Here is a 2,127-nt window from a genome sequence, read left to right as displayed (position 1 = left end):
GATAAAATTCTGATGCCTTATATTTATTTTTTCTATTCCCGCTTTTTCTATTATATCGCCAATCTCTTCGGTAATTTCCGTATTTGCGGGGCATATCAATTCTTTCGTAATAGGATGATAAATATGTTCGTTGCTGAAAAATCCTACGACTCTATTTTTCAAAGGGTCTATAATTTCGTCTCCAGATTTTATGGCTTCGACTACTATACCTTTAACCGTTCCGCAGTCTGGCTCGGAAACGACAACTCCAATAGCGACATCGACTAATTTTCTCGTCAAATATCCCGCGCTTGAAGTTTTTAAAGCCGTGTCGGCGAGTCCTTTTCTCGCTCCATGCGTGGAAATAAAATATTCTTGAACGGTAAGCCCTTCTTTGAAGTTGGATATAATAGGAAGTTCTATAATATCTCCCGAAGGTTTTGCCATAAGCCCTCTCATTCCCGCAAGCTGTCTTATCTGTTGTTTGCTTCCTCTCGCTCCCGAATCCGCCATTATATAAACGGGATTGAATCCGTCTTGGTCTTTCCTCAAATTATCCATCATAGCGTCCGATATTTTATCCGATACGGAAGACCATAAGTCGATAACTTTTTGGCTTCTTTCATCGTTTGTAATAATACCGTCCATATATTGAGATTGAAGAGATTCCAATTTTTTAGTTGCTTCTCCGATTTCGCTTTTCTTCATTGGAGGAATTACTATATCCTCTATAGAAATTGTCGAGCCGAATACCGTAGCGCTTTTATAACCAAGCTCCTTAATGTCGTCAAGCATATTTACCGTAGTTGAAGTTCCATGTTTCAAATAAACTTCATGAATAAATTTTGCCAAATCTTTACTGTTAAAATCTCTATTTTGGTATCTGAAATCTTCTGGAATAGCGTTGTTAAATTTCAATCTACCAACCGAAGTTTCGACAAATTCTTCCTCGCCCGTTTGATTATTTTTCATTAAAACTTTTATTCTCGCTTCGAGTTCCACCAAATTATTATCGTAGGCAAGCAAAGCGTCTTTTGAAGAAGAAAATACTTTACCTTCTCCTTTTGCCCCAGCTCTTAATTTAGTTAAATAATTTATTCCAAGAACTATATCCTGCGTAGGATTTACTATCGGCTCTCCGTTTGCGGGATTAAGTATATTATGAGGAGCGAGCATTAAAGTCCAAGCCTCTATTTGAGATTCTGCCGAAAGCGGAGTATGAACAGCCATTTGGTCGCCGTCAAAATCCGCATTGTAAGCATGACATACCAAAGGATGCAATTGAATGGCTTTTCCTTCCACAAGCACGGGTTCAAAAGCCTGAATACCCAATCTATGAAGAGTTGGCGCTCTGTTTAATAAAACGGGATGCTCTTTCGCTATCTCTTCCAATACTCCCCAAACTTCCTCTCTGCCCTCTTCGACAAATCTTTTTGCGCTTTTAATATTATGAGCGCTGTTTATTTCAACCAATTTTTTCATTATAAAAGGTTTGAATAATTCGACAGCCATTTTTTTAGGAAGCCCGCATTGATGCATTTTCAAACTCGGTCCCGCAACGATAACCGAACGTCCCGAATAGTCTACTCTTTTACCCAATAAATTTTGCCTAAATCTTCCTTGCTTTCCTTTAAGCATATCGGATAAAGATTTTAAAGCTCTATTTCCAGGTCCTTTTACGACTTTTTTTCTTCTGCTATTGTCAAATAAAGCGTCAACGGCTTCTTGCAACATTCTCTTTTCGTTTCTTATTATAATATCTGGCGCTCGCAATACCAATAATCTTCTTAATCTAATATTTCTATTTATAACTCTTCTGTATAAATCGTTCAAATCGCTTGTGGCAAATCTTCCGCCGTCAAGCTGAACCATAGGACGCAATTCTGGAGGAATAACGGGAACGACATCGAGTATCATCCAAGAAGGGTCGTTTCCGCTCGATTTAAAATCCTCGAATATTTCAAGTCTTTTTCTTAATCGTCTGTCGCTTTTCTCTCCCTTTTTAATCATCTCCGCTCTGAGTTTTTTTATCTCTTCGTCCAAATTGAGGTCTCTAAGCATATCTCTAATGCCTTCCGCTCCGATTCCTATTTTTATATTGTCTCCGAATCTGTCCAAACTTTCGTTATATTCGTCTTCGGTAAGCAA

1 protein-coding gene is annotated in these 2,127 nt (G+C 38.2%); it reads right to left on the bottom strand.

Annotated elements, in window-relative coordinates; all coding sequences use genetic code 11:
• A partial coding sequence (gene rpoC / locus EZH24_RS10680) for a DNA-directed RNA polymerase subunit beta' (RefSeq protein WP_137999105.1) occupies positions 1–2,127 on the bottom strand: 2,127 nt, incomplete at both ends.

Source organism: Brachyspira catarrhinii (genome assembly GCF_005518285.1).
Lineage (GTDB): Bacteria > Spirochaetota > Brachyspiria > Brachyspirales > Brachyspiraceae > Brachyspira > Brachyspira catarrhinii.
Note: the sequence above shows the minus strand (reverse complement) of the source record. Positions and strands in the feature narration are given on the sequence as shown.